The organism is Exiguobacterium sp. SH5S13 (assembly GCF_004337085.1).
Lineage (GTDB): Bacteria > Bacillota > Bacilli > Exiguobacteriales > Exiguobacteriaceae > Exiguobacterium > Exiguobacterium aurantiacum_A.
In genome coordinates this window covers 1-1,795 of sequence record NZ_SJUS01000054.1, presented here as the reverse complement: position 1 = coordinate 1,795, position 1,795 = coordinate 1, and the positions used below count along the sequence as shown (strand labels likewise).

Below are 1,795 nucleotides of genomic sequence, written 5' to 3'. Positions count from 1 at the left end.
CATCACCCTCTCAAAAGAAAAAACAGGATAAGGGCAAGGAAAAAGAGCGATTGTCCCGACTTGAGTCGGTCCAATCGCCCTTTTTTCTGTTCACGCTCGGATAGAGCGGAGGTTTTTCAGTGCCCTCCTTCAACTGCGAAGGGGCTTTTGTCATGCCCGCACGTAAGCGAGCAGCATCTCTTTCAAGACACGTTGTTGGATCATTGGGTCGATATCTTTCTCTAAATAGCTGATGTGCGACTTCAAGATGATGTTGTTGCCGAACGTGCCGAACGCGTTGATGACGGTGATGACCGTCTCTTTCACGTCGATATCGTGACGGAACGACCCGTCCGTCCGCCCGTCTTGGATGAGCGGCTCGAGCGTCGCCATGATTTGGCGCTGCAGTTCGATATAGCCGTCGATTCCAGGGAGCGGGGAGGCGACGAACGAGGCATAGCTCTCGAACGCCTCACGGAATCGGGAGTGGCTCGTCTGACGCAGTTGTTGCCCAAGCAAATAATCGAGTATTGCTTCTAGTCTTGAGTAGGCGTCTCCGGGACGCGCCGTCAATTCCTTGAAGACGTGCAACGTCGGCGTCAAGTTATGGATGGCGGCCGCAACAATCAGTTGGTCTTTTTTCGGGAAATAGCGGAACAGCGTCGCCACCCCGATGTTTGCAGCGTCGGCGATGTCCTGCATTTGGACGCGCTCAAACCCGTCTTTCAAAAAAAGTGTCTCAGCTTGATCGATGATGTGATTCAAGCGATCTTCTTTATTTTGTTGTCGTTTGTTCATCTAATCACCTCTTTGTTGTCTCGTCATTATAACGTGTTCAGGCAGTTTCGTTGAGAATCAAATGTGCCTCGTCTATTATTACGATAGTTAGACTATCATAATTTAAGAATGGAGAGAATTTAATGCGATTACAGGGGAAAGTTGCGGTCATCACAGGTGCAGGCAGTGGGATGGGAGAAGCGACAGCGAAATTGTTCGCAAAAGAAGGGGCGACGGTCGTCGCGACCGACATCAATCTTGAAGCAGTAACGAACGTCGTCGAGGCGATTCGGGTGCAGGACGGGGAGGCGCTTGCGATTCGCCATGACGTGACATCACGTACAGATTGGGAGAAGGTTTACGCAGAAGTCCAAGCAACGTGCGGCAAGCTCGACATTCTCGTCAACAACGCTGGCATCGCGCTCGCTAAACCATTTTTACAGCAGACAGAAGACGACTGGGCGCGGACGTATCGCATCAACATCGATGGCGTCATGCTCGGAACGCAATATGCGATCCCGCTCATGGAGAAAAATTACGGCGGCTCGATCGTCAACATCTCATCAATTTCGGCGTTGACCGGTATGGCCGGAGCAGGAGCGTATACGGCATCGAAAGGTGCGGTCCGCTCGCTCACGAAAGCAGCAGCAGTCGATTACGGCAAACAAAACATTCGCGTCAACTCGATCCACCCGGGCTATATCGTCACGCCGATGAGCGCGCCGCATATGGAGCATCCGAACTATAAACAACATTTCTTGAATCAAGTCGCCTTGCCGAATTTAGGGACGGCACATGAGGTGGCGGCAGCCGTCTTGTTCCTCGCGTCAGACGAGGCGAACCATATCACCGGCATCGAACTCCCGGTCGACGGGGGCGTCACGGCTAAATAAAAAAAGAAACTCAGTTCTTTGAACTGAGCCCTGTTTTTCGGACAGTTTAATAAAAAGTGCGTCGTCTTTTATGCGGCGATCAGATGGCTCCGGTATTGCTCCGGAGTCATTTTTTTTAGGTTCCATTGCTTGCGTTCACTATTGTA

Annotated in this window: 2 protein-coding genes; one reads left to right on the top strand and one right to left on the bottom strand. The window is 51.4% G+C overall.

From position 1 onward, the window contains the following. Positions 1-150: 150 nt before the first annotated feature. On the bottom strand, positions 151-777 hold the full coding sequence (locus tag EVJ30_RS14850) for a TetR/AcrR family transcriptional regulator (protein WP_131469570.1): 627 nt from the start codon (positions 775-777) through the stop codon (positions 151-153). Positions 778-899: 122 nt separating this feature from the next. On the opposite strand from EVJ30_RS14850, the gene EVJ30_RS14845 reads away from it, so the two are divergent. Continuing rightward, on the top strand, positions 900-1,649 hold the full coding sequence (locus EVJ30_RS14845) for an SDR family NAD(P)-dependent oxidoreductase (RefSeq protein WP_131469569.1): 750 nt from the start codon (positions 900-902) through the stop codon (positions 1,647-1,649). The last annotated feature ends 146 nt before the right edge of the window (positions 1,650-1,795 follow it).